The organism is Xanthobacter sp. NM-59, from assembly GCF_021401125.1.
Taxonomy (GTDB): domain Bacteria; phylum Pseudomonadota; class Alphaproteobacteria; order Rhizobiales; family Xanthobacteraceae; genus Xanthobacter.
Genome location: NZ_JACBFQ010000005.1, coordinates 227,809 through 254,801 on the forward strand (window position 1 = coordinate 227,809; position 26,993 = coordinate 254,801).

The window sequence follows — 26,993 nt, forward strand, 5'->3', positions numbered from 1 at the left end:
GCGATCAGAATTCCTGATCGAAACGCGGGATCCGGACTCGCCTGGGGCAGATTGGGTGCGGCTTTCGCCACTGCCGGCGCGTGGTGTGCGCGCAGCAGGTTCCCGTCCCTCCGCCGGTATGAGCCGGATCAGGTTCAAGGGTCAGGGCCGCGCGCCCACTCTCAGCCCCCGCTCTGGGGCCCCCCTCGGAACGGGGAGACTGTCCGCGCCGCGCGCGCCTTTGTCAATCCGCGCCTTGCGGAAAGAGGCGGACACAGGCCGGCGGCTTTGCGCTATAGGGACCGGCAAAGGCGGTTCGCCCGCCATACGAGGACCTCAGGAATGGATGTTCAGACCTTCGATGTGCCCGATGTGAAGCTGGTGACGCCGAAGCGGTTCGGCGACCATCGCGGCTTCTTCAGCCAGACCTGGACCGACCGGGAGTTCCGGGCCGAGGTGGCGGACATGGGGTTCGTGCAGGACAACCATTCCCTCTCCGCCCAGAAGGGGACGCTGCGCGGCCTGCATTACCAGAAGCCCCCCACCGCCCAGGGCAAACTTGTGCGGGTGGTGCGCGGCGCCATCTTCGACGTGGCGGTGGACATCCGCCATGGCTCGCCCACCTTCGGCCGCCATGTGGCGGTGACACTGGACGCCGCCACTGGCGCGCAATTGTGGGTGCCGCCGGGCTTCCTGCATGGTTTCTGCACCCTCGAGGACAATTGCGAGGTGGTCTACAAGGTCACTGACTATTACAGCCCCGCCGATGACGGCGGCGTGGCCTGGGACGACCCGGATATCGCCATCGCCTGGCCGGTGGAGCCGGCGTCCGCGGTGCTGTCGGACAAGGACCGCAAGCACCCCCGTCTCAAGGATCTGCCCGCCTTCTTCCAGTATCGCTGAAGGTTCAGCGCGCGAAGAAGAGGATGCCGGCGCCGAGCAGCAATTCACCCACCAGCACGCCCGCGAACACCGAGCGGCGCATGAGCGCGAAGGCCGCGACGCCCCCCGCCACAGCCCCCAGCCGCACCGCCAGCGGCACCACCAGAAGCGGCGCGGCGGGGGCGAACAGGAGCCGGGCGATAACCGCCGCCAGCAAGGCGGTGGCCACCGCCTTCACCCAGTGGAACACCTCGCTGCCCGCCTCCACCCGGCGGCCGGCGAGCACCGCCAGGGAGCGCCATATCTCCGTGGGCAGGAAGCCCACCAGCACGACGATGAGAATCGCGGCGCCTTCCGTCAGGGTCGTGCTCATGCGCGCCTCCGATGCCAGCGGCCAACCAGATAGGCCGCCGTTCCCCCGCCCACGCCGGCAATCAGCAGATCAAGCCCGCCATCCAGCCCCACCACCAGCGGCATGATGAGGAAGCCCGCGCCCAGCGCCAGCCAATCGGTCAGCTGCGAGGCGTTGCGCACCATCAGCACCGAGAAGGAAAGCGGCGTCAGCGCCAGCAGCATCGCGGCCAGCGGGCCGGACAGGCTGCCGGCCATCAGGAAGCCCAGCACCGTGCCGGTCATGCTGATGGAAATGAAGGTATTGCCAAGGCCCAGGGTGAACGGCACCCGCGCCTCACCCGGCAGGTGGGGCAACAGCCTCTGGCCCTCCACCCACAGGGTCATGGCCACGTAATGCGCACACAGGAGTTCCAGAAAGGTGCTGCGGCGCGGGCCGCGCATGTGCGGCGCCACCGACACCACCATGGGCAGCAGACGGATCGACGACAAAGCGATGGCGAACGCCAGGGCCGGCAGCGCCGTGCCCGCCACCAGCCCACCCACCAGAATCACCTGCGCCGGCAATGCCCAGATGAGCAGGGTGGAGAGCATTCCCGCGCCAAGGGGAAAGCCCACGCCCTGCAGCAGCGCGCCGAACCCCGTATAGCTCGCGAACAGCACCAGCGCCGGAACCGAGATGGCATGGCGGGCACCACTGAAAAACCACGCGAGCGCCGAACGATGCGGCGGTGCGATGGTGGGGGAAGAAGGGGACCGCTGGGGCATGAAGGCATTGGCCGAAAGTCTGAGAACGCGGGAGTAATTGATAAGGTCGCCATAACATTTGCAAGGGCCATGAAACAGGCCCGCCTCTCCAAGGCGGGCCCGGCCCCGGCCGCCCACGCACGCCTGCGTGCTTTTCCTCGGCGCCTCGCTCCTGTAGGCAGAACGGGATCGCGCGCGGGCGGTTGCCGTGGGAGCGTCGCGACGTCATCCTCAATCCGCCAGTTCCGAATCGGTCGCCTGCCCGTGCTTCGTTTCGACATTCCCTATCGCGACCCGTTCGCCGCCTTCCACGCCTTCGCCGACGTGCCCTTCTGCGCGCTGCTCGACAGCGCTGCGCTGGGCGATCCGCGGGCGCGCTTCTCCTACATCGCCATCGACCCCTACCGCATCATCACCGCCGACGATGCGGGCGTGAGGGTGGACGGCCAGCCGGCGACGGGAACACCGTTCGATGCCCTCAGGCGCGCGCTTGCGGAGTGCGCGGATGTCGAGCAGGTGCCCGCGGCGTTCCCCTTCACCGGGGGGGCCGTGGGCTTCCTCGGCTACGAGCTCGGCCGCCATCTGGAGCGCCTGCCGCCGCCGCGGCCCGGCCATCCGCCCATCCCGGAAATGGCGATGGGGCTCTATGACACGGTGATCGCGTTCGATCACCAGAACCGGCGCGCAGCGCTGTTTTCCTCCGGCCGTCCCGAGACCGACACCGCCCGCCGCAGGGCGCGCGCCGAGACACGGGCCGCCCGCATCCTCGACCTGCTTGACCGCGCGCCGGACGCCGCTCCCCCGCCCGACTGGGCTCAGACCGGCCAGTTCACGCCCGACCAGCCGCGCGCGGCGGTGGAAGCCTCGGTGGCACGCACCATCGAATACATCCGCGCCGGCGATATCTTCCAGGCCAACATCACCCAGCAGATGCGGGCGTCGATGCCGTCGGGCCTTAGCGACCTTCAGCTCTATGGCCGCCTTCGTGCCGTGAGCCCGGCGCCGTTCGCCGCGCTGCTGCGCTGCGGGCCCGAGCTGGCGGTGCTGAGCGCTTCGCCCGAGCGCTTCCTCAGCCTCGACGCAGACGGTCAGGTGGAGACCCGCCCCATCAAGGGCACCCGCCGCCGCGCCGCCGACCCGGCCGTCGACACCGCCCTTGCCCGCGAGCTTCTGGCCTCGGAGAAGGACCGCGCCGAAAATCTGATGATCGTGGACCTGATGCGCAACGATCTCAGCCGCGTCAGCCGGGTGGGCAGCGTGAAGGTGCCGGTGCTGTGCGGGCTGGAAACGTTCGCCAGTGTGCATCACCTCGTCTCGGTGGTGCAAAGCCGCCTGAATGAGGGGCTTGGGCCGGTGGACCTGCTCACCGCCTGTTTTCCCGGCGGCTCCATCACCGGCGCGCCGAAGATCCGCGCCATGGAGATCATCCACGAGCTGGAGCCCTTCCCGCGCGGGGTCTATTGCGGCTCCGTAGCGTGGATCGGCTTCAATGGCGCAATGGATTCCTCCATCGTCATCCGCACCATCACCCGCGCCGGCGACACCCTGCTGACCCATGCGGGCGGTGGCATCGTGGCCGATTCGGACCCTGCCGACGAATATGAGGAAAGCCTCGTGAAGCTCTCGCCCATGCTGCGCGCCCTTTCCGGAGGCGGCCGGTGAAGCTCTATCTCAACGGGGCCCTGGTGGAACCCGAACAGGCGCGCATCGCCCCCGGCGATCGCGGCTTCACCCTTGGAGATGGCCTGTTCGAGACTCTGCGGGTCCGCAACGGCACCGTCCTGCGCCTCGAAGCGCACCTCGCCCGGCTGGCGCATGGCGCCGCCGTGATCGGCCTGGCGCTGCCCGATATCGACCTTGCAGCGGCCCTGGAAGCCACCCGCGCCGCCAATGGCCTCTGCGAAGCGGTGCTGCGGCTCACCGTGAGCCGAGGCGAGGGACCACGCGGCGTGCTGCCGCCGGCTCAGCCCCACCCGACCCTTCTCATCACAGCCGCACCCATGGCGCCGCCGGCGCCGCCGGCCCGCCTCGTTATCGCAGGCCGGACACGGCGCAATGAATACTCCCCACTCGCGGGGGTGAAGTCGCTCAATTATCTCGACAATATCCTGGCCCGCCAGGAGGCCGCCGCCGCCGGGGCGGACGACGCCATTCTTCTCAACACCCGCGAACGGGTGGCGGAAACCTCCATCGCCAATCTGTTCGCGGTCATTGGCGGGCAGCTCGTCACCCCGCCCCTCGGTGATGGCGCCCTGCCCGGCATCATGCGCGCCGCGGTGCTCGAACGGGAGGGGAGCGAGCGCAGCCTGAGCGTGGCGGACCTTCAGCGGGCCGATGAGATCTTCCTCACCTCCAGCCTGGGCCTTCGCCCGGTCGCCGCGCTGGCGGGCCGCGCGCTGGCCAGCGACGACACGGTGCAGCGGCTGCGGCAGGCGCTTGGGGAGCTGGGCTGATGCTGATGCCCCAACCGGGCCCGCGGGTGCGACTGAGGGGCTGGCGGCCGGGCGACCGGGACGCCCTGTGGCGGATGCAATCCGATCCGGCGGTGATGGAATTCCTGATGCCCGTGGCGGACCGCGCCGCCAGCGACGCGGTCGCCGATCGCATTGCCCGGCATTTTACCGATCATGGTTTCGGCCTGTGGATAGTGGAGGTGCCGGGCGTAACCGAATTTGCGGGTTATGCCGGCCTTGTGCACGTGCCCTATGACGAGCACTTCACCCCGGCGGTGGAGATCGGCTGGCGCTTCCTCGCCGCCCATTGGGGTCACGGCTATGCCACCGAGGCCGCCCGCCAATGCCTCGCACTGGGCTTTTCTGAGCTGGGTCTCGACTCGATCGTCGCCATCACCGTGCCCGCCAACCGCCGGTCACGGGCGGTGATGGAGCGTCTCGGCATGGAGCGGGTGGAGGGGGGTGATTTCGACATGCCCACCGTCCCCGTGGGCCACCGGCTACGCCGTCACGTGCTCTATCGCATGACGCGCGAGCACTTTGCGCTGCATTCACCCGAGGAATGAGGGCCGGACCGCTGACCCGACGCCCCCGATAACACGGCGTTGCCTGGGCAACCAACCGGTGGCGGTCGCCCAAGGCTCTTGCTCTAGCTTATTGAATTCCGGCACGTGTTTCACGCGAGCCAGATCCGGCCCGCCTGAAGACGAGCGCGTTACGCCTCACGGCAGGAAGGTGAACTCGCCGACCTTGCAGACGTCGACCTTGCGCTTCACCACGGAATCGCCGTCCGCGAACACCGCCTTGAAATCGAAGATGCAGGCGCCGGTGCCGTCATTGATGTCGGCTTCCAGGGTTTCGCCATTCTTCAAGGTGTCGCCGTCGAGCATGTCTTCTTCCCAGCTCTCCTCGTCGACATTGGAGGCGAAGAACGAGGTCATCGTGTGCCCGGTCTTGTTGATGATGTCGACCTTGCGATTCTTGGCGGCAGCCGGGGCTGCGACCGCGCAGACCATCAACGCAGCAATGGCGGCACTACGGAAAGAGAGCATGAAGACAGATCCAATCTGGTAATAACTCACCTTTCCGCACTACCCTAAGGCCGCAGTAGCAGGCAAGCAGAGGGCACCACCCGGGAGAGCATGCCTGACCCGCCCGGCGGCAGTGGTGTCCAGGCCGCCAGCCTATGCGGCTCATGAAAAAGGCGGCCGAAGCCGCCTTTTCCCAACGTTTTCCTATCGTTGCGCAGCCTTCAGGCCTTCACCAGCGGCTGCTTGGGGCCCGACTTCGGACCGGACTTCGGGCCAGATTTCGGCCCCGACTTGGGACCGGAACCAGACTTCGAGGCCGCCTTGGCCGCCGCCGCGGGCTTGCGACGCGCCGCGCGCTTGGGCTCCTCGGCGATCTTTTCCGGCTTGGGCGTGACCGGCCCTTCCGGGAACTGGAAGCCGAGCTTAGACTCGCGCCCCTCGCCTTCCACCACCACCTGAACGTGGCCGCCATGCTTCAGGGCGCCGAACAGCACCATGTCCGCCAGCGGGGTCTTGATGTGCTCCTGGATCACCCGCGCCATGGGGCGGGCGCCCATCTGCTCGTCATAGCCACGCTCCACCAGCCACTTGCTCGCGTCGTCCGAGAGCTCGATGGTCACGTTGCGGTCTGCGAGCTGCGCTTCCAGCTGCAGCACGAACTTCTCCACCACCTGGGCGATGATGTCCGTGGTGAGATGGGCGAACGGAATGACCGCATCCAACCGGTTGCGGAACTCGGGAGCAAACGTGCGGTTGATGGCCTCGCTGTCGTCCCCTTCCCGCTTGGTGCGGGTGAAGCCGTAAGCGGGCTTCGAGAGATCGGCCGCGCCGGCATTGGTGGTCATGATGAGGATCACGTTGCGGAAGTCGATCTGCTTTCCGTTGTGATCGGTCAGCTTCCCGTGGTCCATCACCTGAAGCAGGATGTTGAAGAGGTCCGGATGGGCCTTCTCGATCTCATCCAGCAGCAGCACGCAATGCGGGCTCTGGTCCACCCCGTCGGTGAGCAGGCCGCCCTGGTCGAAGCCCACATAGCCGGGAGGCGCGCCGATGAGGCGGCTCACGGTGTGGCGCTCCATGTATTCCGACATGTCGAAGCGCAGCAGCGGCACGCCCAGCGTGGAGGCGAGCTGCTTGGCCACTTCCGTCTTGCCGACGCCCGTGGGGCCGGAGAACAGATAGTTGCCGATGGGCTTCTCTGGTTCGCGCAGGCCGGCGCGGGCCAGCTTGATGGAAGCGGCCAGGGCCTCGATGGCCTTGTCCTGGCCATAGACCACCCGCTTGAGGGTCGCTTCCAGATTGGCCAGCACCTCCGCGTCGTCCTTGGAGACGGACTTCGGGGGAATGCGGGCCATGGTCGCGATGGTGGCCTCGATCTCCTTGATGCCGATGGTCTTCTTGCGCTTGGCCTCGGGCACCAGCATCTGCGCCGCGCCGCTCTCGTCGATCACGTCGATGGCCTTGTCGGGCAGCTTGCGATCATGGATGTAGCGGGCGGAGAGCTCAACCGCGGCCTTGATGGCCTCGGAGGTGTAGCGCAGCTTGTGATAGTCCTCGAAGCAGGGCTTCAGCCCCTTCAGGATCTCGATGGCGTCGGCCACGGACGGCTCGGCCACGTCGATCTTCTGGAAGCGGCGGACGAGGGCCCGGTCCTTCTCGAAATACTGGCGGTATTCCTTGTAGGTGGTGGAGCCCATGCAGCGCAGGGCACCGGAGGCGAGCGCCGGCTTCAGCAGGTTGGACGCATCCATGGCCCCGCCCGAGGTCGCGCCGGCACCGATGACCGTGTGGATCTCGTCGATGAACATGATCGCGTTGGGATAGGCCTCGATCTCCTTGACCACCTGCTTGAGGCGCTCTTCGAAATCACCGCGATAGCGGGTGCCGGCCAAAAGCGCGCCCATGTCCAGGGCAAACACGGTGGCGGTGGCGAGCACCTCGGGAACCGTGCCCTCATTGATGCGCTTGGCGAGGCCCTCGGCGATGGCGGTCTTGCCGACGCCGGGCTCACCCACGAACAGCGGGTTGTTCTTCTGGCGGCGGCAGAGCACCTGGATGGTGCGCTGGATTTCCGCGTCGCGGCCGATGAGCGGGTCGATCTTGCCCTCGTGCGCCTTCTTGTTGAGGTTCACGCAATAGGCTTCGAGCGCATCGGTCTTCTTCTGCTTCTCCTCGCCCGGCTTGGTCTCGGTCTCCTCGTCGGCACCGCGCACGGGCCGGCTCTCGGAGAGGCCGGAACGCTTGGCGATGCCGTGGGAGATGTAGTTCACGGCGTCATACCGCGTCATGTCCTGCTCCTGCAGGAAATAGGCGGCATGGCTCTCGCGCTCGGCGAAGATGGCGACCAGCACGTTCGCGCCCGTCACCTCCTCGCGGCCGGAGGACTGCACATGGATCACCGCGCGCTGAATGACGCGCTGGAAGCCGGCCGTGGGCTTGGAATCGTCAGAGCCGGACTGAACGAGGTTCTCGAGCTCGGAATCAACGTATTCAACAAGGTTGCGCCGCAGCTTTTCCATGTCGACATTGCACGCCCGCATGACCGCGGCGGCGTCCTGATCGTCGATGAGGGAGAGCAGCAAATGCTCCAGCGTGGCGTATTCGTGATGACGCTCATTGGCGAGGGCCAGAGCGCGATGAAGCGACTGCTCGAGGCTGCGTGAAAATGTAGGCATTGACACCTCTTTCGCGCATCACCCGCGGATCCGCGGAAGGGCCGCAGACCTCGAAGGCTTGTGCACCATTCACACAAACTTCGTACTGGATTCCGCAGCGCGCAAGTCCCCCAAAGCGCATCAAGGCTTCACCGTTTTGAAATTGACCTCCGCAAACTCCCGCCCGCGCTTGCTTTTTCTCGTCCCCGCTCTTTCGCCGGAGGTTATTTTTTTTCCATCACACATTGGAGCGGATGCTGGTGCTTGCGGGCAAAGTCCATCACCTGCGTCACCTTTGTCTCGGCGACCTCGTAGGTGAACACGCCGCATTCGCCCACACCATGGTGGTGGACATGCAGCATGATGCGGTTGGCCTCGTCGGTGTCCTTGTTGAAGAACCGCTGCAGCACGTGCACCACGAATTCCATGGGCGTGTAATCATCATTGAGCAGCAGCACGCGGTAGAGGCTCGGCCGCTTGGTCTGCGGGCGGGTGCGGCTGATGACCGCCGTTCCGCTGCCATCCCGGCGATCGCCGTCAGATCCCGCCATGAATGCCGGCGGGGGAGAAGAAAATCGTTCGTGCATCATATCCGTCGCGATCACTTGCGTCGCGCCCTGGCCCCTCCCGCCGGCCTGTTGGCGAGGGCGGCCGGCTGCGCGGGCCATGCGGACCCGGCTTGGCGCAAATCCGCACAATCATAGAAAATGAGCTCGAAGCACGCCAGTGTCCGACACGAAATCCGTCCCGCTGGCGCGAGGATGGGCGCGGCCGGGGCCGGCGCGCCCCACCGCTATGTCGTCACGAAAAAGGCCCGACGCAAGGTCGGGCCTCTTGGACTTTCGTCCCTCAACGCCATGGGCAGATGCAACGTCGGGGCTTAAAAAGCCGAAAGCTCAGCGGGCCACCTTGCTGAAGGCGCTCTCGAAGGGCTTGTAGGTTTCCTTGGCCAGCTCGGTGTAGAGCTCGCCGAGCTTCGTGGCCTGGGCCACGGCGCCTTCGTAAGCGCCCTTGATGTAGGACTGCTGGATTTCCATGGCCTGATCGAGGGTCTTGGCGCCGAGCAGCTTCTCCAGCGCGGCAGTGCCCTGCTCGAAAGAGGTCTTGGTGTAGTCAGCCACTTCCACAGCGATCGCCTGCGCGCTCTTGGAGAGCAGGCCGAAGCTCTTGAGGGCGTTCTCGATGTTGTCCTTGCTGAGCTGCTGGAGCTCTTCTGCGCTCTGCACCATGGGAGTCCTCATTCCTCTCGCCGGCGCAATGCCGGATCTGCCGTTTCCGAGTGGGCGACTTATATCTTTCGCCCAGGTTGAGAATATGCACCGCAACATCGATGTCAAGAAATTTTGTGCAGTGCACAACGACCCGGCCAAGCCATTCCGCGGCCGGATTCACGCCTTGGTAACTCCGCCTTCTTAGGCTTCTTGCCTGGTCGCTTTCCCCGCCTCCTGCCCCTGATGCGCCCGCCAGTGCCGGGCCGTGGCGCAGGGCGTCGGCGTGGGAGCCGCGTCAGTCCAGCGACCGATCAGACGGGGCAAATGTCCATGCGTACAGCTTCCGCGAGCCTCTCGCTCCTGACCAAAGCCCTTGCAGTGGCTGTCCTTGCGGGCTTCGTCTTCTCGACGACCACCGCCGACGCCAAGCCGCGCAAGCGCACCCAGGCGGAGCGCTCCAAGAGCTCCGGCAAATCGAAGAAGACCACCGTGGCGCGTGACATCTCGCGCGACGACAGCGGGCGCTGGCATTACGGCTCGTCCGCCATCGTGGTGGACGCCAATACCGGCCGCGTCCTTTACGACGATAATCCCGACGCACTGCGACATCCTGCCTCGGTCACCAAGGTGATGACCCTTTATCTGCTGTTCGAGCAGATGGAAGCCGGCCGCCTGAAGCCCTCCAGCGACCTGCCGGTTTCGGCGAAGGCGGCGGCCCAGTCTCCCACCAAGCTCGGCCTGCGGCCCGGCTCCACCCTTGAGGTGGAAGACGCCATCAAGGGCATCGTCACCCGCTCCGCCAATGACGCGGCGGTGGTGATCGCCGAGGCCATCGGCGGCACCGAGAGCAACTTCGCGGCGATGATGACGCAGAAGGCGCGCGCGCTCGGCATGACGCGCACCACCTTCCGCAACGCCTCCGGCCTGCCCAACCCCGAGCAGGTGACCACCGCCCGCGACCTCTCCATTCTGGGCCGCGCGATCCAGGATCGCTTCCCCCGGGAGTACCGTTACTTTTCCACCCGCACCTTCTATTTCCGCGGCCAGTCCATCGGCAACCACAACCGCCTTCTGGGTTCCGTGGATGGGGTGGACGGCATCAAGACCGGCTACACCTCCGCTTCCGGCTTCAACCTGCTGACCTCCATGAAGCGCGACGACCGCTACTTGGTGGCCGTGGTGCTGGGCGGACGCTCCGCCGGATCGCGCGATGCACGCATGCGTTCGCTGCTGGCGGAGAACCTGCCGCGCGCCTCCTCCGGCCCGCGCACCGCGCCCAAGGTTTCCGAGGATAGCGGGCTGTTCGCCATGGCCGCGCCCCTGCCCCAGCCGGCAGAGCGCGAGGAGGTGCCCGTCCATGCGGTAGCCCCGCTGCCCAAGCCCGAAATGGCGATGATGATCCCGGACCCGGTCACCACCGCATCCATTCCCAATTCCGGCGCCGTGAAGCGCGGCTCGGTGGAACCCATTCGCCCGGTGGCGGTGAAGACCGTGTCCATCCAGCGGCCGGTGGCCGCCGCGGCGGCGACGCCCTCGGTTTCCGCGGCCGCCTCCGCTACCGCCGCGGCCCGCGGCTTCAGCAATCCCGCCGGCGTGCTCGGCTATCTGGAGCCCGCCCCCGCCGCGGCTCCCGCCACCGAGGCCGTGACCCGCGCCGCCCAGGGCCGCGCCCGCCAGCCCGCCGCGCCGAAGCCCGAAGTGGTCGCCTCCGGCGAGAAGGACGCCAGCCGCTACAACCCGCCGCCGCGTCCCGCCACCCTGGCCGAGCGCGCGGCCAGCGTCGCCGCCCTGGAGCCCCCGGCCCAGCCGCGCGCGGTCCAGCCCTCCACCAGCTTCGAGAAGCCCGTGCGCACCGCGTCCCTCGCCCCCACGCACATCCCCGAGGACACCGACAGGTCGGACCGCCCCTCCTCCGCCCGCAGCGGCTGGTGCATCCAGATCGGCGCTTTCGGTGCCGAGCGTGAGGCGCGTGCCAAGCTCGACCTGGCGCAGACCAAGGCGCGCTCCGTATTGGGTAGCGCCGACCCGTACACGGAAAAGACGACGAAGGGCTCCGCGACCCTCTATCGGGCCCGCTTCGCAGGCTTCGACAAGAAAGGCGCGCAGGAAGCCTGCCGTTTACTCCAGCGTAACTCGTTCTCCTGCATGACTATCAAGAATTGAGCACATGCAGGAGAGAGCTTCAGCCATGTTTGCGCAGGATCATATCCTTGGCTTGGTTGATCCGCGCCGCCAGGTAACTGGAACCACCGGCGTCGGGGTGAAGCTTCTTCATAAGGGCGCGATGGGCCGAGCGCACCTCGGCGGCGTCCGCACCCGGCTGAAGCCCAAGGATCTGGTAGGCTTCCTCTTCGGTCATCGCGCCGCTCGTGCCCGCAGCGCCCATCTGCCCCCGGTCCGCATCAGCCTCAGCGTGTTCACGCCAGGCGGGCGCCCGGCGGTCGAGATAAGCTTCGAGTAGGCTCAGGGACTGCGCGTCGCACGCGGCGCGCAGGCTCACCAAGGTCGGCACATCGAGATCGTCCAGGGCGCGGCCCGCATGAGGGCCGCCAATGACCTGCCCGGAAAGAGTGCCGGTGGCGTGGTCCAGCTCCATCTCGAACAAGGCGGAACGGACCTGTGAGCTGCGCGGCGCCGACCGCTTGCGAAACAGGCTCCCCAGCCAGCCACCGATGCCGCCGGGATCAAGCCGGCCCAGCAGGGCGAACGCCACCGCCGCGAGCGGCACTGCCGCCCCGATACGCCCCAGAAGCAGGGCCCCCACCGCCCCCAGCAGCGCCGCATAGGCCACCGTGCGCATGAGCATCTCGGCCAGCACCTTCGGGTCCGCGCGCGTCCACACTTTGAGGCCGTAAAGGCCGATGACCAGCAGCAGCGCGCCGGCGATGAGACTGATCACATGGCCCTCCTTGCCGTTCCGAAGCAGCCGCCCGGAATCCCGCACATTCGTTCAAGAGGGATAGCAGGCGCCGCCGCCCCCCGCGAGCGGAGGACGCCGATACCCACCGCGCGTCGGGAAGTTCCGTTGCGTAATATCGACAGGCATGGCTGCACTCAGGGTGCGCGAGGGCCCCGCCCCTCTGGCGGACAGCCCGTCGGCGCCGCCCCTTCAGCGCCCGTCCACGGCCAGCAGCAGCTGGCGGGCACCGGCATCACGGCGTGCTTCCAGGGCCGGGCGCCCGCCCGCCACATAGGCCGCGACCGCTGAGAGCAGGGCGCGGAGCTCGCCCGCCGCGCGAATGTCGAACCGGCAATAAGCGCCGCCGGTGATCTTCGCCAGGGCGCGGAAGGTGCGCTCCACCTCCGGGTCCTCCCCCTCCTGGAACATGAACAGGCGCACGCCCCGCAAGGCGAGCTGACCGGCGGCCGCGTGCAGCGCATCCACATCCTCTTCCAGCGCGTCGCCCACGAACACGGCGGCCTTCAGCCCGCTGCGCTCGGCTTCCCGCGAGAGATGGGACAGCACCCGGTGAATCTGCGTCAGGCCGCCCTCGCAGCTGATGCCGCCCATGAGCCGCCGCAGGGTGGCGGCATCGCCCACGAAGGGCGAGGCCCGGCATTCACCCATGCCGCGATAATAGACGATCTGCATCTGAAGCCCGCCATGGGCGGCGGCGGCGGCGAACATGTCGGCCTGGATCTCGCAGGCAAGCGACCAGGTGGGCTGGCGCGAGGCGGTGGCATCCAGCGCGAAGGCCAGCCGGCCGCGCCCCTCCCCTTCCCGTGCGGGAGCCATGGCCCGCACATCCCCCAGAAAGCGGGCGATCTCGGCATCGCTGGAGGCGGCGGCAGGCGGGGCGGCGCCGCGCCGGGCCTCAAGCTCGCTCTTTGTCTTGTCGTCGGACCGCGCCATGGCTGCCGTGCCGTTTCCTTTGGGACCAGAACCTTACAGATAGGCCGCGCCGGCTGCCGAACCAAGGGCGGCGATCCCGGCGGACATGCCGCGCGCCGGCCGCAGCCGGCCGGCGCTTCCCTCCGGGGGCTGCAAGTTCTAGGGTCCGCCCGCGCGAAACGCGGGGAGTCGCGGTACGATGACCAGCAAACCCATTGTGGTGGAGACGGTTCGGGAATTGAGGGCGCTCACCGGCGCCTTCCGGTCGGAGGGCGCGCGCATCGCGCTGGTGCCGACCATGGGGGCGCTGCACGCGGGCCACATGGCGCTGGTGCGGCGGGCGCAGGAAGTAGCGCAGAAGGTGGTGGTCTCCATCTTCGTAAACCCCACCCAGTTCGGTCCCACCGAGGATTTCTCACGCTATCCGCGGACCCTTGAGGCGGATATCGAAAAGCTCTCCGAGCTTGGCGCCGACGCGGTCTATGCCCCGACGCCGGCCGAGATGTATCCGGAAGGCTTTGCCACGCGCATCACCATGGCCGGCCCCGCCGAGGGGCTGGAGACGGACTTTCGCCCGCAATTCTTCGCTGGCGTCGCCACGGTGGTGGGCAAGCTCTTCATCCGCTGCGCGCCGGATTTTGCCCTGTTCGGCGAGAAGGACTACCAGCAGCTGAAGGTGGTCACCCGCCTGTCGCGGGACCTCGACCTGGGTGTCGAGATCGTGCCCGTGCCCACGACGCGCGAGGCGGACGGCCTCGCTCTGTCCTCCCGCAACGCCTATCTCAGCGCGGAGGAGCGCGCCACGGCGCCGGTGATCTACACCGCGCTGAAGAGCGCCGCGCTCAACATTCGCGGGGGCGCCGTGCCAGAGGATGCGGTGAAGAAGGCGGCCGACGCCATCGCCGCCAAGGGTCTGAGGGTGGACTATGTGACCGCGCGCCATGCCGAGACGCTGGCGGCGCTGACCGGAGCCGAGGGCGAGCCCATTCGCCTGCTGGCCGCCGCCTGGCTCGGCACCACCCGGCTTATCGACAATATCGGCGTCTGAGGTACCCGCCTCGCGAAGGCGCGTGGAAGAGATCGTGGCGGGCCACCCTGAAAGGCGGCCCGCCTTGTTTTTCAGTGCAGGATCTGGCTGAGGAACAGCTTCGTCCGCTCATGCTGCGGATTGGAGAAGAAGGCGTTCGGCTCGTTCATCTCGATGATCTGGCCGGCGTCCATGAAGATCACCCGGTTGGCCACCTGCCGCGCGAAGCCCATTTCGTGGGTCACGCACAGCATCGTCATGCCGTCCTGGGCCAGCTCCACCATGGTGTCGAGCACCTCCTTCACCATCTCCGGATCGAGCGCCGAGGTGGGCTCGTCGAACAGCATGATGCGCGGGCGCATGCACAGCGCGCGGGCGATGGCCACGCGCTGCTGCTGGCCACCGGAAAGCTGGCCGGGATACTTTTTCGCCTGATGGGGGATCTTCACCTTTTCGAGGAAGTGCATGGCCACCTCCTCCGCCTCCTTCTTCGGCATCTTGCGCACCCACATGGGGGCGAGCGTGCAATTTTCCAGAATCGTGAGGTGGGGGAAAAGGTTGAAGTGCTGGAAGCACATGCCCACCTCGCGCCGCACCTCGTCGATACGCTTGAGGTCGTCGGTGAGCTCGATGCCATCGACGATGATGCGCCCCTTCTGGTGCTCCTCCAGCCGGTTGATGCAGCGGATGAGGGTGGACTTGCCGGAGCCGGACGGCCCGCAGATGACGAGCCGCTCGCCCCGCTCGACCGTGAGGTTCACGTCGCGCAGCACGTGGAACTCGCCATACCATTTATTCACGCCGACCATCTCGACGGCGAGCTTCGGAGCGCCGGCTTCGGCCTGGGCGATCACGGGATCGGTGGACATGATCTGAACCCTTTTCAGTGGCGCTGCGCGCGGTCGAGACGCTTCTCCAGCGCCATGGAGTATCGCGACATGCCGAAGCAGAAGACGAAATAGACGATGCCGGCGAAGCCGAAGCCCGTGAACAGGGTGGTCGGCGTCGCCCAATTGGGGTCGGTGAAGGCCGCCCGCATGGCGCCGAGCAGATCGAAGATGGAGACGATCAGCACCAGCGTCGTGTCCTTGAACAGGCCGATGAAGTTGTTGACGATCCCCGGGATCACCAGCTTCAGCGCCTGGGGCAGCACCACGAGGCGCATCATGAGGCTGCCCGGCAGGCCGAGCGCCATGGCGCCTTCATACTGCCCCTTGGGAATAGCCTGGAGACCGCCGCGCACCACCTCCGCCATATAGGCCGAGGCGAACAGGGCGACGCCGACCAGCGCCCGCAGCAGCCCGTCAATGGTGAGCTGGCCGGGCAGGAACAAGGGCAGCATGTAGGTGGCGAAGAACAGCACCGTGATGAGCGGCACGCCGCGCCAGAACTCGATGAAGAGAATGGAGCTGATCTTCACCAAGGGCAGCTTGGAGCGCCGCCCCAATGCCAGCAGGATGCCGAACGGCAGCGACACCGTGATGCCCGTGACTGCGATCACCAGCGTCACCAGCAGGCCGCCCCACAGGCGCGTTTCCACCGGCACCAGTCCGAAGTTCACATCCGCCGCCAGCAGCACCACGCCCAGCAGGGCCATGACGATGAGCGTGCTCCGCGCCGCGCCCCTGCCCGCGCCCGGTCCCGCCACGGCGCGCGAGATGCCCGCCGCGACGAGCGCCAGCAGCGCGCTCGACAGGATGAAATCCGCCCAGAACGCGACGGAGAGCCCGCCCACCTCAGCGCCGGCGGGGAACAGGCCGTCGAAGCCGAGATAGCCCAGCAGGAAGTGCCGCAGGGCGAAATTGCCACCGGTGAGCAGCACGAAGGCCAGCACCGGATAGACGCCGAAGAACACGATGGCGTTGAGCCGCTTGTACGGCGCCTTCTGGATCAGCAGTGGCAGCAGCAGCAGCGCCCCGAGGGCGTAGACCACATTCACCCGCCAGCGCTCGTCCGCCGGGTAGAAGCCATAGGTGAGCTGGTTGATCTTGGCCCAGATGAAGGGCCAGCAGGCCCCCACCGAATGGCCCACATCCGCCGGCAGGCAGGCATTGCGGTTGGTGCCCTCCCACACGGCGTCGGTGATGAAGAAGCGCACCAGCGGCGGGATCACAGCATAGAGCAGCCAGATGCCGAACAAAGTGAGCAGCACCTGCGGCACCGAGCCGAACAGATGCGCTCGCGCCCAGCGCAGCGGCCCGCGATCCGAGGTGGGGGGCGGCTCCGGCTCGCGGAAGGCGGCGGAGACGAAAGCGTGGGGAGAAAGGGCTTGGCCCGAGGTTGAATCGCTCATGGCCTCACCGCTCCACCAGCGCGACGCGCTTGTTGTACCAGCCCATGACAAGCGAGGTGACGATCGAGATCACGAGATAGACCGCCATGGTCATGGCGATGATCTCGATGGCCTGTCCCGTCTGGTTCAGGGTGGTTCCCGCGAACACGGCGAACAGGTCGGGATAGCCGACCGCCACGCCGAGCGAGGAATTCTTGGTGAGGTTGAGATACTGGCTGGTGAGCGGCGGCACGATCACCCGCATGGCCTGGGGAATCACCACCAGCCGCAGGGTCGGCCCGCCGCGCAGCCCCAGCGAATGGGCCGCTTCGGACTGCCCTTTCGACACCGCCAGGATGCCGGAGCGCACGATCTCCGCGATGAAGCCCGCCGTGTAGGTGGACAGCGCAATCAGCAGCGCGACGAACTCGGGAATGACGCTGACGCCGCCCGCGAAATTGAAACCCCGAAGCTGCGGCACCTCGAGGTGCACGGGAAAGCCGACCGCGGCCGCGGCGAGGAACGGCAGCACGATGATGAGCCCGAGCCCGGTCAAAAACACCGGGAATTGCTGGCCGGTAGCCTCGCGCCTCTTCTTGGCCCAGCGCGCGATGATGAAGCTCACCACCACCGCCACCGCGAGCGCGATGAGGATGCCGGACGAGCCTTCGCCGAAGACTGGCCGCGGCAGGATCAGGCCGCGATTGTTGATGTAGACGTCCGGCGCCCCCACCCCCTCGGCGAGACCGGAGAACGGCGCGGCCAGCCCGCCAAGCCCGATGGCCGACAGGCCGGAGGCGATGCCCGAAAAAATGGGCTGCAGGCCGATGCCCCAGCTCTGCCGCGGCGTGGGCAAGGCGGCGAGCACGGCCAGATACCAGAACATGATCTGGAACAGGGGCGGCAGGTTGCGCGTGATTTCCACATACGCGGATGCCAGCGCCTTGATCACCACATTCTTGGACAGCCGCGCCACGCCCACCAGGAAGCCCAGGATGGTGGCGAGGATGATGCCGAAGAAAGCCACCAGCAGCGTATTGAGCAGGCCCACCAGGAAGGCCCGCCCATAGCTCATGTTCTCGTTGTAGGGAATGAGCGTCTGGCTGATGGCGAAGCCGGCGCGATCATCCAGGAAGCCGAAGCCGGAGGCGATGCCCAGGCGGGAGAGGTTGGCCTCGGCGTTGGCATAGAACGACCAGGCGAGCCAAACCAGGATCAAGGCGAGCGTGATCTGGATCACCGAGCTTCGCAGCTTGGGATCGGTCCATGACCACCGCCGTCCCCGCGGGGGCGCGGGGTCTGAAAGGCGAGCATCCGACATGAAACCCTCGGAGGTTCGGAAGCCTCGAGGGCTTCCTTATATTTTTAGGGTCGGAACGGGCCGTGGCCCGCTCCGCATCTCGTCCAGTGCCGGCGGCCCGCAACAGCGCGCCCGGCCCTGGTGCTGGCGCCTCAGCGCACCGGCATGCCGTATTGGATGCCGCCCTTGTTCCACAGATTGTTCAGGCCACGCTCCAGGCCGAGCGGGGTCGCCGGGCCGAGATTGCGGTCATAGATCTCGCCGTAATTGCCGGTGGCCTTCACAATCCGCACCACCCAGTCGGGGGTAAGGCCGACGCCCTCACCATACTTGCCGTCGGTGCCCAGCAGGCGCTTCACCTCGGGATTGGGAGAGGAGAGCATCTCGTCGACGTTCTTCTGGTTCACGCCCAGCTCTTCGGCGTCCAGCAGCGCGAAATAGGTCCACTTCACCAGGTCGAACCACTGGTCGTCGCCATGGCGCACCAGCGGGCCGAGGGGCTCCTTGGAGATGGTCTCGGGCAGCACCACGTGGTCAGCCGGATTGGTGAGCTTCAGGCGCACGGCGGCGAGTTGCGAGCGGTCGGAGGTGAACACGTCGCAGCGGCCGGATTCGTAGGCCTTCACGGTCTCGTCGAGGGTGCCGAAGGCGATCACCTCGCGATACTTCATGTTGTTGGCGCGGAAATAATCGGAGACGTTAAGCTCGTTCGAGGTGCCGGTCTGCACGCAGATGGAGGCGCCGTCCAGCTCCTTGGAGCCCTTCAGGCCCAGCGACTTGCGCACCAGGAAGCCCTGGCCGTCATAATAGGTCACACCGGCGAAGTTGAAGCCCAGCGTGGTGTCGCGCGACATGGTCCAGGTGGTATTGCGGGAAAGCACGTCCACCGCGCCCGAAGTCAGGGCCGTGAAGCGGTCCTTGGCCGAAAGGGGGGTGAACTTGACCTTGGTGGGATCGTTGAAGATGGCCGCCGCGATGGCGCGGCAGAAGTCCACGTCGAAGCCGCTCCAGTCATTCTTGTCGTTCGGCGTGGAGAAGCCCGGCAAACCTTGAGACACGCCGCAGTTGAGGGCACCCCTGGTCTTCACGTCGTCGAGGGTGCCGGCGTGGACGGCGCCGACCAGGGACAGAAGGCCGGCAGCTGCGAGGAGGAAGCGTTTCACGGAAGGTTCCTTCTTTCGGATAACGTCCCGTTGGGCCCCTGCTCAAGGTCTAGCCTCGACGCAGCGCCCCGGGCCGTCTATCCCGCCCATCACAGACCGATGTTGCGGTACGGTCAATAGAGACCCAGTGGTTATGCAGTAGCAGGAAGAGGAGGCCGGGATGGCGGGCTCGGAAGACGAAAGCAGGAACGCGACCTTGGCACCGGCGACGCAGCTCGTGCATCTCGGACGCGACCCGAAGCGGTTCGACGGCTTCGTCAACACGCCGGTGGTACGCGGCTCCACCGTGCTCTCGCCCACCTATGATGACCTGATGCACCACCGCGGCCGCTACAGCTATGGCCGGCGCGGCAACCCCACCACCGAGGGGCTGGAAACCGCGCTCAAGGCGCTGGAGGGCGGTGACGGCGTGGTGCTGACGCCCTCGGGCCTGTCGGCCGTCTCCATCGGCCTGCTCTCCGTGCTCGGTGCCGGCGACCACCTGCTGATGGTCGACACCGCCTATCGCCCCACCCGCACCGTGTGCGACAGCGTGCTGATGCGCATGGGGGTGGAGACCACCTATTATGATCCGCTGATCGGCGCCGGCATCGAGGCGCTCATCCGCGAGAACACGCGCGCCATCTTCCTCGAATCGCCGGGCTCGCAGAGCTTCGAGATGCAGGATGTGCCGGCCATCACGGCGGTGGCCCGCGCCCGCTCCATCACCACCCTCATCGACAACACCTGGGCCACGCCGCTGTTCTTCAAGCCCCATGCGGTGGGGGTGGACATCTCCATCCAGGCCGGAACCAAGTATATCGGCGGCCATGCCGACCTGAATCTGGGCACCATCTCCGCCATTGGCCCGGCCTGGAAGAAGGTGAGCGCCACCCATGGCAATCTCGGCATCACCATCTCCCCCGATGATGCCGCGCTCGGCGCGCGCGGGCTGCGCACCCTGGGGGTGCGCCTGGCCCACCACCAGCGCTCGGGCCTTGAGATGGCCGAATGGCTCCAGGCCCGGCCGGAGGTGTCGCGGGTGCTCCACCCCGCTTTGCCCACCGACCCGGGTCACGCCATCTGGAAGCGGGACTTCTGCGGCGCCTCCGGCCTGTTCAGCCTCATCCTGAAGCCGGTGCCCGAGGCGGCGGTGGCGGCCTTCTTCGATGCGCTCACCCTGTTCGGCATGGGCTATTCCTGGGGCGGCTATGAGAGCCTCGCCATCCCGTTCGATTGCCGCGACTACCGCACCGCCACCAGCTGGGCGGTGGAAGGGCCGGCGGTGCGCCTGCATATCGGGCTCGATGATGTGGGAGACCTGAAGGCCGATCTCGATCGCGCCTTCTCCGCCCTCAATGCGCGCGCCTCCGGCGTGTGAGCGGAGCCGTCGCACATGATCGTCCGCGAGCGCCCCGGCCTCATTCGCCTGTTCCTGATCCTGCGGGGCTCGGTGCTGCAGCGCATCTTCCCGCAGGTGATGGTGGTCATGGTCCTGTCGGGGCTCGTGGTGCTGCTCCATGGGCGCCAGCCGGGGCTGGTGCCCTCCTTCAGCGGGGCGCCGTTCGCGTTGCTCGGCATCGCGCTGTCGGTGTTTCTCGGCTTCTCCAACAGCGCCTGCTACGACCGCTGGTGGGAAGCGCGGAAGGCCTGGGGCGCGCTGGTGGCCACTACGCGTGACCTGGTGCGCCGCGGCCTGATCCTGGAGCGCCGGGGGGCCGATGCGCACCGCGCCCGCGACCGGCTGGTGCGGCTGGCCTCAGCCTTCGGCCACACCCTGGTGGCGCATCTTCGGCCCGGCTCAGCCACCACCGAGATCGCCCGCACGGCGCCGCCCGATCTGGCGGCGACCCTCGCCGCCAGCGGCAATGGGCCGGAGCTGGTGCTGCGCGCCATGGGACGCGAGCTTGCGGAGCTGCGCCAGAACGGCCACGTCAGCGACATCGAATACCGCGCGCTCGACGATGCCGTAACGCGGATGAACGATGTCCTGGCCGCCTGCGAGCGCATCAAGGGCACGCCGGTGCCGTTCGGCTACCTGCTGCTGCTGCACCGCACGGCCTATCTGTTCTGCTTCCTGCTGCCGTTCGGCTTCGCGGACGTGCTGGGGTGGGCCACGCCGGTGGCCACGGGCCTCGTGGCCTACACCTTCTTCGGCCTGGATGCGCTGGGAAGTGAGCTGGAGGAACCCTTCGGCACCCTGCCCAACGATTTGCCGATCGCCGCCCTCGCCACCCAGATCGAGATTGGCCTGCTGGAGGCCATCGGCGAGCAGGAGCTGCCGCCCGCCCCCGAGCCCACCGACCACATCCTCGTCTGACCGCCGGAAGGGCCGCAGGGGCCCCTCAGGTCACCGCGCGGTTGGCCCGCCGCTCGCGCAGGGCGAATTGCAGGTTGCGGATATAGATAAAGGTGGAGAGCGCCTGCCCGGCGATGAAGACGGGATCGCGCCGGTAGATGGCATAGACCAGCAGCAGCGTACCGCCACCCAGGGAGAAGGTCCAGAACGCGAACGGGATCACCGAGCGCTGCGCCTTCTCCGAGGCGATCCACTGCACCACGAAGCGCATGGTGAACATGAACTGGGCCACGAGGCCGAGCACGGTCCACCAGTCGAACTGGTCGATGAAGACCTCGTGCAGGTATTTGCCGATTTCTCCCAGGTAATAGAGCATCAGCCGCGCTCCACCACCTGCGGCACCCGGCGGCGCTTCACCAGCCACCACACGCCGAGCAGATCGGCGATGCCCACCCACAGCCGGTTCCAGAAGCCGTATTTGGACACGCCGTGCCAGCGCTCGCGGTCCACCACCTTCACGGTGAGGATGTCGTAGCCCTCGCGCTTCACCAAAGCGGACATGAAGCGGTGCAGGCCATCGAACACCGGCAGCCGCAGATGCACCTCGCGCCGCACCACCTTGAGGCCGCAGCCGGTGTCGCGGTTACCGTCGTTCAGCATGCCCCGGCGCACGGCATTGGCGAGGCGGGACTGGAAGCGCTTGAAGCGCGTGTCCTTGCGGCCCTGCCGCTCGCCCTGCACCATGCCCACCTTCTCACCGCCCGCATCGAGCACGCGGACCATTTCAGGCAGGTAAGCCGGGTTGTTCTGCCCGTCGCCGTCCAGCAACAGCAGCAGGTCGCCGCGCGCGGCACGGGCCCCGGTATCGACGCCCGCGGACTTCCCGCATGACTTGGCGTGCACCAGAATGCGCAAATAGGGCCGGGTCGCGGCAGCCTTGCGCAGCTCGGCCAGGGTCGCGTCGGTGGAACCGTCATCCACGAAGATCAGCTCGAACGGCTCGAAGTTGAGCGCGGTGTCGATCTCGTCGATGAGCGGGGCGATGTTCTCCGCCTCGTCCCGAACGGCGATCACCACCGAGAGGCGGGGGACGATGGCGGTGGGTGCATCAGCGGAGGTCACGATCTCGCCTCTTCAAGGGACACGGGGAAGCGGCCGCTCCACGGCAGCAGCCGCCCGAGCCGGCGCGCGGACGGCCCTGCCATGGGCGTGATGGCGCCGCGCGCGTCAACCCGGAATACGAGCCGGCGCGAAGCGAAGACCTTCGCCGTCCACAGGACGAAGGTCGTCGCCACCGCCGCGCCGGCGATGACATCACTCGGATAATGGGCGCCGAGCAGCACCCGCGTCGCCGCCACCACCACCGCGAGGGCGATCAGCGGCCCCCGCGCCCGGGGAAACAGCAGGCCGAACGCCACCGCGGTGGCGAAGATGGTGGTGCTGTGGCCCGATGGAAACGACGCATAGCTCGCTTTCCACGAGAGCCAGTCGAAGGTGAGCTGCGCCTCCGGCCCCGGCATGCGCAGGGCCACATGGGGCCGGGCCCGGCCGATGAGGCGTTTCACCACCGTCACGAGCAGGCCGGCGCCCGCCACCGAGACGAACAGAAAGCCGATCCGCGCCAGCAGCGCGCTCGCCACCCGTCGGCCCATGTCGTCGAAGGCGGCAGCAAGGTAGCGCCGCAGCGCCAGCACCGCCGCCAGCGCCAGGCCCAGCGGCCAAAGCACGACGCCACCGAGGCCCAGGGCCGTGAGACGCTCGGTGAGGATGAGGGCGCTCACCGGCAGGCGGGCCCGCAGGCCGGGCGCCAGCGGATCCACCAGCAGCATGCACGTCGCCACCACCCCCACCACCAGCGCCGCGAGCGCGACGATCTCCAGCAGGCCCCCGCGCACCATTTTCGGCTGCGGCATGCGGACCGGGCGGCGCCAGAGGTCGCGGAAGGCCAGCACGGCATCGACGATCACGTCACGTCCACCTTCGGCCAGGCGGCGCAGGAACACGCGGGGCGGCAGGGCGGCACTCACTCGGCGGCCTCCTGCGAGCGGTACACGGTGATGCTCACCGGCCGGCCGCCGTTATAGGCGAAGCCTTCCACGGTGGCGATGGCGCTGTATTTCAACTTCAGCGTCGCCGCCCGCGCCTCGAAGAAGGGCTGCATCCGGCGATCGATGAAAGCCAGCGCGCATCCGCCCTTCTTCAGAAGGTCGGCCGCCTCCAACGGACCGACATAATTGATCTTCGTGCCCACCAGGAACACCAAGCTGGGCTCCTGATAAGGCACCGAGGCGATGTTTTCCGCCGGGCATCCGCTCTCGGCGGCGATGGCCGCCAGCCGCTCGGAGATCCACACCGCCCGCATCTGCGGCAGCAGCATCTGGTAGACACCGAGATAGAGGAACAGCGCCCCCGCCACCATGGTGAGGAAAGCCCCTTCCGCGCCCGTGCGCGCCATGGCCCGCGCGGCGATCACCGCCAGCGCCACCGCGACCAGAAGCAGCGGCCAGGCGAGCAGGCCGAAGCCGCTGCCGAGCCACACATAGGCCCCGCCCAGCCCCACCGCCAGCAGCCCCGCCATGACCGGCCACAGCCACACCAGCCCCGCGAGCCGGCTGCCCGCCTTGGCCAGGGCGCCGCGCTCCAGCGCCATGGCGGCGAGGATGGCGAGCCCCGGATAGAGCGGCAGAACATAATGGGGCAGCTTGGTGGCCGCGATCTCGAACACGATCCAGGTGGGCACCACCCAGGCGATCAGGAAGCGTACCGCCGGCTCGCGCCGCGCGCGCCAGCCGAACGGCAGCGCCATGGCGGCCAGCACCACGCTGGGCCAGAAAGTGCCCCAAACCGCGAGGAGATAGGTGCCAGGCGGCCCCCAATGGCCCTCCTGCCCTTCCGTCACCTTGCCGAGCATGTCCACGCCCACGGCGAGCTCATAGAACTTGCCGGCGGTGACATAATAGATGGCGATGAACCAGGGCAGCACCAGCAGCAGGCACCACAGCAGCCCCATCAACGGCTTCAGCGCCTTGAGGAAACGCCCCGAGCGCCCGGCGATGACGAGCGCCAGCACCGGCAGGGCGACAAACAGGGGCGCCATGGGCCCCTTCACCAGAATGCCGCCAGCCATGGCGGTCCAGAAGATGGCGGAGAGCTTGAAATCGCTCATACGCTCGCCGGGCGCCTTCAGATAGGCCCGCGCCAACGCCCCCATGCACGCCATAATGGTGAAGAGCAGTACCGCATCGGTCTTGGCGAGCCGCGCTTCCACCCCCAGCAGCACGCAGCTCGCCATCATCAGGCCCGCGAGCAGCGCGCCGCGCCGGGAGGCGAACACCAGCGCCGTCCAGTAGGTGAGCAGCACCGCGCCAATGGCGCCGATGAGCGAAGGCAGGCGATAAAAGGCGATGGAGGTTCGCGCCGAGGGGCCGATGACCGCCTCGCCCAGCTTCACCGATGCGGCCTGGAGCCAGTGGATGCCCACCGGCTTCTTGTAGCGGACCTGCACGTGGAAGCGGATGTCCACATAGTTGCCGCTCTCCAGCATCTGCTTCGTGGCCTGGGCGAAGCGGGACTCGTCTCGGTCGATGGGAGACAGCGAGAAGAAGCCGGGCAGAAAGGCGGCCAGCGCCACGATGACGAGCAGCAGGCAGGCCCGCTTATGGCTCGCCGCGGCGCGGTCAAGCACGCGCGGAAGGCGGCGCGGAAGGTCGAGATCGAACGCCCGGCCCTGATGGGGGGCGGGCTCAGAGATGGCCATGCTTTGGTCGGATCCGCTCGAATTGGGCGCGGACAATAGCAGAACCGCCCACACCGGAAAGGCCCGGCGGAGAGAAGCCGCAGCCCCTTCCCCCAGCCGGCGGACCTCTGGCAAAGGAAAAGGGCGAAGGAAAGGCGCAAATTGCCACGCCGCTACCACCTCGCCGCAATGCAGCATGCCGCCCCGCGGACAGCAGCGCCAGCCCGATGCGGCCTCAAGGCCGGCTGCCAGCCCCGCCCAGAAGGCCGCCGGTCGCGGCCTATTTCGTCAGGATCAGCTTGTTCTGTGCCGTAAGGCGCAGCTGATAGGTCTGGTCGCCATGGGCGATGGTGATCAGCCGCCCGGCGGCGAACAGGTCTCGGCTGTCGAGCTGCGCATCCACCATGGGAATGGCCCGCGCGCTGGAAATGGCACCGCCCGCCCAGCCCTCGGCCGAGGACCGATCCGCGGACCAGGTGGCCTGAAGATAATCTTGCTTGGTCATTTTGAATCGCTCCAAATTGCCCGTTTGGATATTCACAGTATTCAATTCTAATTGGCCACATTAGAAGCATTCAATATTGCTTCTTCCGACCATCTTATTTGGATAATACACGAATTTGTTCGGATCAACTCGCAATATGGCATTCGCATGTCGATAGGGCGCGCGGCGGCGGGCAGGCGCGCGCCCGCGCCGTAGCTCCTCCGCGCCTTGCCCCCGCGCGTTGCCCCGCGCTTTGGCGTAGGTATCTTTTTGGGTCTTTGGCTCAGATCGGCGCGGCGCCGGCCCCAATTGCGGAGCGGCCGAGCGCGCGGCAGGCCCTACCAGCGCAGAATGCGCGCGCCCAGCAGCGCGCCCAGCCCCGCCACACCGGCGATGGCGATGGTGTACCAGACCGCCACGAACAGCGGTGAGTCATCGGGGCAGTGTGCCGCATAGAAGAAGGCGCCGATGCCGCCAGCCGCCAGCCCCGCGACCAGGCCGGTGAGCGCACCCGATTCGCTCGCCCCCCGCCGCAGCGCCCACAGCAGCAGGCCCAGCGGCACCAAAGAGAAGGACGGAACCGCCATGAGGCACACTGCCCAGTTGGTGCCCACCAGCCGGCGCTCCCACGCCGCCTCGGGCACGCTGGCCAGCTCCAGAACCACGGCCGTGAACAGCAGCAAGGCGGGAACGAACAACCCCACCTCGGCGGACCAAAGCTCGGCGCCGGGGCGCGACATGCGAGCCGCCAGGCGCACCGCCACCACCGCCAGAGCCGCCGTTTCCACGAACTTGAAGAGGAAGCGCGGCGAGCCGAGAGCCGCCAGGACATCCGGCCGGATGCCCAGCGTCAGCTGCATGCCGATGGCGGCAGCGATCGCGCCCAGGGTGACGGCCACGGCGAGGGCGACCGCAAGCGAAGGCCCGCGCGGGCGCGCATCGGCAGACAAAGCGAGGATCAGCTCGTCGGTTTTCATGGCTCTCCTCCTCCATAGATGGCGGCCAGGCGCTTCAATGCCCGGTGCAGCGCCACCCGCACCGCGCCCTCGCTCATGGCCAGCCGCGCCCCCGCTTCCTTGGTGCTCGCCCCCGACAGGTAGACCGCCTCCACCACTTCCCGTTCGCGCCCCGAGAGGCTCTGCGTGAGGCGGGCCACATCGTGCCCCGCCAATCCGTCATCGGCCGCGGCCGTATCGGCCAGCACGGCCTCCAGCTCGTCGATGGGCACTTCCGCCCGCCGCCCCCGCCGGCGCAGCACGTCCAACGCCTTGTGGCGGGCGATCGCCCACACCCAGGGCATCAGCGGCGAGGCGGGATCCCAGCTCTGCCGCTTGAGATGAAGGGCGAGCAGCGTTTCCTGCACCACGTCCTCCACATCCCCCGTGCCCTGCCCGGCGCGCTCCAGAATGCGCCGCGCGGCCGTGCGCAGCACCGGCGCCAGCGCCACCAGCAGCTGGCGATAGGAGGCCGCGTCCCCGTTCAGAGCGGAGCGCATCAAGTCGGCCCATTGCTCGCTTCTGGAAGCGGCCTGGGCGGTCGCGGTGTCGTCGGCTCGGGTCATGGTGGCGCGGGACGGCACCCCTCTTCTTCGCC

Annotated in this window: 27 protein-coding genes and 1 riboswitch; of the genes, 8 read left to right on the forward strand and 19 right to left on the reverse strand. The window is 67.5% G+C overall.

Annotation, left to right across the window (positions count from 1 at the left end; genetic code table 11):
• Positions 1-88: 88 nt before the first annotated feature.
• Positions 89-196: riboswitch (TPP riboswitch) on the reverse strand.
• Between the two features lie 125 nt (positions 197-321).
• On the forward strand, positions 322-882 hold the full coding sequence (gene rfbC, locus L0966_RS11890; RefSeq protein ID WP_234052110.1) for a dTDP-4-dehydrorhamnose 3,5-epimerase: 561 nt from the start codon (positions 322-324) through the stop codon (positions 880-882).
• A 4-nt stretch (positions 883-886) separates the two neighbouring features.
• On the opposite strand, the gene L0966_RS11895 is transcribed toward rfbC, so the two are convergent.
• Together L0966_RS11895 and L0966_RS11900 are read right to left on the reverse strand one after the other, a co-directional pair.
• Complete coding sequence (locus L0966_RS11895) at positions 887-1,234, reverse strand: AzlD domain-containing protein (RefSeq protein ID WP_234052111.1); 348 nt, start codon at positions 1,232-1,234, stop codon at positions 887-889.
• Positions 1,231-1,980, reverse strand: coding sequence for an AzlC family ABC transporter permease (locus tag L0966_RS11900; RefSeq protein ID WP_234052112.1), 750 nt, complete (start codon positions 1,978-1,980; stop codon positions 1,231-1,233). Before L0966_RS11900 ends, L0966_RS11895 begins: the two co-directional genes overlap by 4 nt.
• A gap of 243 nt (positions 1,981-2,223) precedes the next feature.
• On the opposite strand from L0966_RS11900, the gene pabB reads away from it, so the two are divergent.
• Genes pabB through L0966_RS11915 form a run of 3 tightly spaced genes read left to right on the forward strand, consistent with a single transcriptional unit; the run spans position 2,224 to position 4,978 of the window.
• Entirely contained in the window at positions 2,224-3,621 is a 1,398-nt protein-coding gene (gene pabB, locus L0966_RS11905; RefSeq protein ID WP_234052114.1) for an aminodeoxychorismate synthase component I, read from the forward strand.
• Positions 3,618-4,412, forward strand: coding sequence for an aminotransferase class IV (locus L0966_RS11910; RefSeq protein WP_234052116.1), 795 nt, complete (start codon positions 3,618-3,620; stop codon positions 4,410-4,412). The genes pabB and L0966_RS11910 overlap by 4 nt, the downstream gene beginning before the upstream one ends.
• A complete protein-coding gene (locus L0966_RS11915) occupies positions 4,412-4,978 on the forward strand; it encodes a GNAT family N-acetyltransferase (protein ID WP_234052117.1) in 567 nt (188 codons plus the stop codon). Before L0966_RS11910 ends, L0966_RS11915 begins: the two co-directional genes overlap by 1 nt.
• Positions 4,979-5,134: 156 nt before the next feature.
• Here the strand turns inward: L0966_RS11915 and L0966_RS11920 are convergent, their stop codons facing one another.
• The 4 genes from L0966_RS11920 to L0966_RS11935 all read right to left on the reverse strand — a co-directional run bounded on the left by L0966_RS11920 (position 5,135) and on the right by L0966_RS11935 (position 9,326).
• Positions 5,135-5,464 (reverse strand): hypothetical protein, encoded by a 330-nt coding sequence (locus L0966_RS11920; RefSeq protein ID WP_234052119.1) that lies wholly within the window; start codon positions 5,462-5,464, stop codon positions 5,135-5,137.
• 200 nt (positions 5,465-5,664) lie between these two features.
• Positions 5,665-8,118, reverse strand: coding sequence for an ATP-dependent Clp protease ATP-binding subunit ClpA (clpA, locus tag L0966_RS11925; RefSeq protein ID WP_234052121.1), 2,454 nt, complete (start codon positions 8,116-8,118; stop codon positions 5,665-5,667).
• Positions 8,119-8,321: 203 nt separating this feature from the next.
• Entirely contained in the window at positions 8,322-8,648 is a 327-nt protein-coding gene (gene clpS / locus L0966_RS11930; protein WP_234052218.1) for an ATP-dependent Clp protease adapter ClpS, read from the reverse strand.
• Between the two features lie 345 nt (positions 8,649-8,993).
• Positions 8,994-9,326 (reverse strand): phasin family protein, encoded by a 333-nt coding sequence (locus L0966_RS11935; RefSeq protein ID WP_234052124.1) that lies wholly within the window; start codon positions 9,324-9,326, stop codon positions 8,994-8,996.
• A gap of 312 nt (positions 9,327-9,638) precedes the next feature.
• On the opposite strand from L0966_RS11935, the gene L0966_RS11940 reads away from it, so the two are divergent.
• On the forward strand, positions 9,639-11,471 hold the full coding sequence (locus L0966_RS11940) for a serine hydrolase (RefSeq protein ID WP_234052125.1): 1,833 nt from the start codon (positions 9,639-9,641) through the stop codon (positions 11,469-11,471).
• Between the two features lie 19 nt (positions 11,472-11,490).
• On the opposite strand, the gene L0966_RS11945 is transcribed toward L0966_RS11940, so the two are convergent.
• A complete protein-coding gene (locus L0966_RS11945) occupies positions 11,491-12,207 on the reverse strand; it encodes a DnaJ domain-containing protein (RefSeq protein WP_370640723.1) in 717 nt (238 codons plus the stop codon).
• A gap of 210 nt (positions 12,208-12,417) precedes the next feature.
• Positions 12,418-13,161, reverse strand: a complete 744-nt coding sequence (locus L0966_RS11950) for a VWA domain-containing protein (protein ID WP_234052128.1) — start codon at positions 13,159-13,161, stop codon at positions 12,418-12,420.
• A gap of 178 nt (positions 13,162-13,339) precedes the next feature.
• Between L0966_RS11950 and panC the strand changes: the two genes are divergently transcribed.
• Positions 13,340-14,188, forward strand: a complete 849-nt coding sequence (gene panC, locus L0966_RS11955) for a pantoate--beta-alanine ligase (RefSeq protein ID WP_234052129.1) — start codon at positions 13,340-13,342, stop codon at positions 14,186-14,188.
• Positions 14,189-14,259: 71 nt separating this feature from the next.
• On the opposite strand, the gene L0966_RS11960 is transcribed toward panC, so the two are convergent.
• The 4 genes from L0966_RS11960 to L0966_RS11975 form a co-directional block, all read right to left on the reverse strand.
• A complete protein-coding gene (locus L0966_RS11960; protein ID WP_304945420.1) occupies positions 14,260-15,036 on the reverse strand; it encodes an amino acid ABC transporter ATP-binding protein in 777 nt (258 codons plus the stop codon).
• A 14-nt stretch (positions 15,037-15,050) separates the two neighbouring features.
• Positions 15,051-16,460: an amino acid ABC transporter permease gene (locus L0966_RS11965; protein WP_234052133.1), complete on the reverse strand. Its 1,410-nt coding sequence runs from the start codon at positions 16,458-16,460 to the stop codon at positions 15,051-15,053.
• A 4-nt stretch (positions 16,461-16,464) separates the two neighbouring features.
• On the reverse strand, positions 16,465-17,760 hold the full coding sequence (locus tag L0966_RS11970; protein ID WP_234052135.1) for an amino acid ABC transporter permease: 1,296 nt from the start codon (positions 17,758-17,760) through the stop codon (positions 16,465-16,467).
• 131 nt (positions 17,761-17,891) lie between these two features.
• Positions 17,892-18,902 (reverse strand): amino acid ABC transporter substrate-binding protein, encoded by a 1,011-nt coding sequence (locus L0966_RS11975; protein ID WP_234052136.1) that lies wholly within the window; start codon positions 18,900-18,902, stop codon positions 17,892-17,894.
• A gap of 160 nt (positions 18,903-19,062) precedes the next feature.
• Between L0966_RS11975 and metC the strand changes: the two genes are divergently transcribed.
• Both metC and L0966_RS11985 read left to right on the forward strand, forming a co-directional pair.
• The gene (gene metC / locus L0966_RS11980) at positions 19,063-20,262 is read left to right on the forward strand and encodes a cystathionine beta-lyase (RefSeq protein WP_234052137.1); all 1,200 of its coding nucleotides are present in this window, start codon (positions 19,063-19,065) and stop codon (positions 20,260-20,262) included.
• Between the two features lie 15 nt (positions 20,263-20,277).
• A complete protein-coding gene (locus L0966_RS11985) occupies positions 20,278-21,201 on the forward strand; it encodes a bestrophin family protein (protein ID WP_234052138.1) in 924 nt (307 codons plus the stop codon).
• Positions 21,202-21,226: 25 nt separating this feature from the next.
• On the opposite strand, the gene L0966_RS11990 is transcribed toward L0966_RS11985, so the two are convergent.
• The 7 genes from L0966_RS11990 to L0966_RS12020 form a co-directional block, all read right to left on the reverse strand.
• A complete protein-coding gene (locus tag L0966_RS11990) occupies positions 21,227-21,556 on the reverse strand; it encodes a lipid-A-disaccharide synthase N-terminal domain-containing protein (RefSeq protein ID WP_234052139.1) in 330 nt (109 codons plus the stop codon).
• Entirely contained in the window at positions 21,556-22,305 is a 750-nt protein-coding gene (locus tag L0966_RS11995) for a glycosyltransferase (protein ID WP_234052221.1), read from the reverse strand. The genes L0966_RS11990 and L0966_RS11995 overlap by 1 nt, the downstream gene beginning before the upstream one ends.
• Positions 22,299-23,207, reverse strand: a complete 909-nt coding sequence (locus L0966_RS22545; RefSeq protein ID WP_234052140.1) for a phosphatase PAP2 family protein — start codon at positions 23,205-23,207, stop codon at positions 22,299-22,301. Before L0966_RS22545 ends, L0966_RS11995 begins: the two co-directional genes overlap by 7 nt.
• Positions 23,204-24,937, reverse strand: coding sequence for a glycosyltransferase family 39 protein (locus L0966_RS12005; protein ID WP_234052145.1), 1,734 nt, complete (start codon positions 24,935-24,937; stop codon positions 23,204-23,206). Before L0966_RS12005 ends, L0966_RS22545 begins: the two co-directional genes overlap by 4 nt.
• 259 nt (positions 24,938-25,196) lie before the next feature.
• Positions 25,197-25,421 (reverse strand): hemin uptake protein HemP, encoded by a 225-nt coding sequence (locus L0966_RS12010; RefSeq protein ID WP_234052147.1) that lies wholly within the window; start codon positions 25,419-25,421, stop codon positions 25,197-25,199.
• 317 nt (positions 25,422-25,738) lie between these two features.
• Positions 25,739-26,377 (reverse strand): NrsF family protein, encoded by a 639-nt coding sequence (locus tag L0966_RS12015; RefSeq protein ID WP_234052150.1) that lies wholly within the window; start codon positions 26,375-26,377, stop codon positions 25,739-25,741.
• Entirely contained in the window at positions 26,374-26,961 is a 588-nt protein-coding gene (locus tag L0966_RS12020; protein ID WP_234052151.1) for a sigma-70 family RNA polymerase sigma factor, read from the reverse strand. Before L0966_RS12020 ends, L0966_RS12015 begins: the two co-directional genes overlap by 4 nt.
• Between the last annotated feature and the right edge of the window lie 32 nt (positions 26,962-26,993).

What these genes read in the sequence shown, in the direction of transcription:
- clpA (WP_234052121.1), bottom strand. Translation starts at nt 8,118, where the DNA reads ATGCCTACATTTTCACGCAGCCTCGAGCAGTCGCTTCATCGCGCTCTG.
- L0966_RS11920 (WP_234052119.1), bottom strand. Translation starts at nt 5,464, where the DNA reads ATGCTCTCTTTCCGTAGTGCCGCCATTGCTGCGTTGATGGTCTGCGCG.
- L0966_RS11895 (WP_234052111.1), bottom strand. Translation starts at nt 1,234, where the DNA reads ATGAGCACGACCCTGACGGAAGGCGCCGCGATTCTCATCGTCGTGCTG.
- L0966_RS11985 (WP_234052138.1), top strand. Translation starts at nt 20,278, where the DNA reads ATGATCGTCCGCGAGCGCCCCGGCCTCATTCGCCTGTTCCTGATCCTG.
- L0966_RS12015 (WP_234052150.1), bottom strand. Translation starts at nt 26,377, where the DNA reads ATGAAAACCGACGAGCTGATCCTCGCTTTGTCTGCCGATGCGCGCCCG.
- panC (WP_234052129.1), top strand. Translation starts at nt 13,340, where the DNA reads ATGACCAGCAAACCCATTGTGGTGGAGACGGTTCGGGAATTGAGGGCG.
- L0966_RS11915 (WP_234052117.1), top strand. Translation starts at nt 4,412, where the DNA reads ATGCTGATGCCCCAACCGGGCCCGCGGGTGCGACTGAGGGGCTGGCGG.
- L0966_RS11940 (WP_234052125.1), top strand. Translation starts at nt 9,639, where the DNA reads ATGCGTACAGCTTCCGCGAGCCTCTCGCTCCTGACCAAAGCCCTTGCA.
- L0966_RS12010 (WP_234052147.1), bottom strand. Translation starts at nt 25,421, where the DNA reads ATGACCAAGCAAGATTATCTTCAGGCCACCTGGTCCGCGGATCGGTCC.
- L0966_RS11990 (WP_234052139.1), bottom strand. Translation starts at nt 21,556, where the DNA reads ATGCTCTATTACCTGGGAGAAATCGGCAAATACCTGCACGAGGTCTTC.
- L0966_RS11970 (WP_234052135.1), bottom strand. Translation starts at nt 17,760, where the DNA reads ATGTCGGATGCTCGCCTTTCAGACCCCGCGCCCCCGCGGGGACGGCGG.
- clpS (WP_234052218.1), bottom strand. Translation starts at nt 8,648, where the DNA reads ATGGCGGGATCTGACGGCGATCGCCGGGATGGCAGCGGAACGGCGGTC.
- L0966_RS12020 (WP_234052151.1), bottom strand. Translation starts at nt 26,961, where the DNA reads ATGACCCGAGCCGACGACACCGCGACCGCCCAGGCCGCTTCCAGAAGC.
- L0966_RS12005 (WP_234052145.1), bottom strand. Translation starts at nt 24,937, where the DNA reads ATGGCCATCTCTGAGCCCGCCCCCCATCAGGGCCGGGCGTTCGATCTC.
- L0966_RS11935 (WP_234052124.1), bottom strand. Translation starts at nt 9,326, where the DNA reads ATGGTGCAGAGCGCAGAAGAGCTCCAGCAGCTCAGCAAGGACAACATC.
- L0966_RS11900 (WP_234052112.1), bottom strand. Translation starts at nt 1,980, where the DNA reads ATGCCCCAGCGGTCCCCTTCTTCCCCCACCATCGCACCGCCGCATCGT.
- L0966_RS11960 (WP_304945420.1), bottom strand. Translation starts at nt 15,036, where the DNA reads ATGTCCACCGATCCCGTGATCGCCCAGGCCGAAGCCGGCGCTCCGAAG.
- rfbC (WP_234052110.1), top strand. Translation starts at nt 322, where the DNA reads ATGGATGTTCAGACCTTCGATGTGCCCGATGTGAAGCTGGTGACGCCG.
- L0966_RS11965 (WP_234052133.1), bottom strand. Translation starts at nt 16,460, where the DNA reads ATGAGCGATTCAACCTCGGGCCAAGCCCTTTCTCCCCACGCTTTCGTC.
- metC (WP_234052137.1), top strand. Translation starts at nt 19,063, where the DNA reads ATGGCGGGCTCGGAAGACGAAAGCAGGAACGCGACCTTGGCACCGGCG.
- L0966_RS11950 (WP_234052128.1), bottom strand. Translation starts at nt 13,161, where the DNA reads ATGGCGCGGTCCGACGACAAGACAAAGAGCGAGCTTGAGGCCCGGCGC.